The 590-nt window shown below is 48.5% G+C and carries 1 protein-coding gene; it reads left to right on the forward strand.

The window, feature by feature from the left end:
• Positions 1–590: hypothetical protein (locus ACKTR2_RS10385; protein ID WP_407885066.1), on the forward strand; the 590-nt coding region annotated here is incomplete at both ends.

Genomic DNA, 590 nt, shown 5'->3' on the forward strand with positions numbered 1-590 from the left:
ACACTGGTAACTCGAACTCCGGTTCAAACAACACTGGTGACAGCAATACTGGTAACTCGAACAGTGGCTCGAACAACACTGGTGACAGCAACACAGGTAATTCAAACTCCGGCTCGAATAACACTGGTGATAGCAATACCGGTAACTCGAACTCTGGTTCAAACAACACCGGTGACAGCAATACAGGTAACTCGAACAGTGGTTCGAACAACACCGGTGACAGCAACACTGGGAACAGTAACAGTGGTTCAAATAACACCGGTGACAGCAATACCGGTAACTCGAACTCTGGCTCGAATAACACTGGTGATAGCAACACTGGGAACAGCAACTCTGGCTCGAATAACACCGGTGACAGCAACACCGGTAACTCGAACTCTGGTTCAAACAACACCGGTGACAGCAACACAGGTAATTCGAACTCTGGCTCGAATAACACCGGTGACAGCAACACCGGTAACTCGAACTCTGGTTCAAACAACACCGGTGATTCCAACACTGGGAACAGTAACTGCGGTTCAAACAACACTGGTGATAGCAATACCGGTAACTCGAACTCTGGTTCAAACAACACCGGTGACAGCAATACC

This window comes from Furfurilactobacillus curtus, assembly GCF_045862785.1.
Taxonomy (GTDB): Bacteria; Bacillota; Bacilli; order Lactobacillales; family Lactobacillaceae; genus Furfurilactobacillus; species Furfurilactobacillus curtus.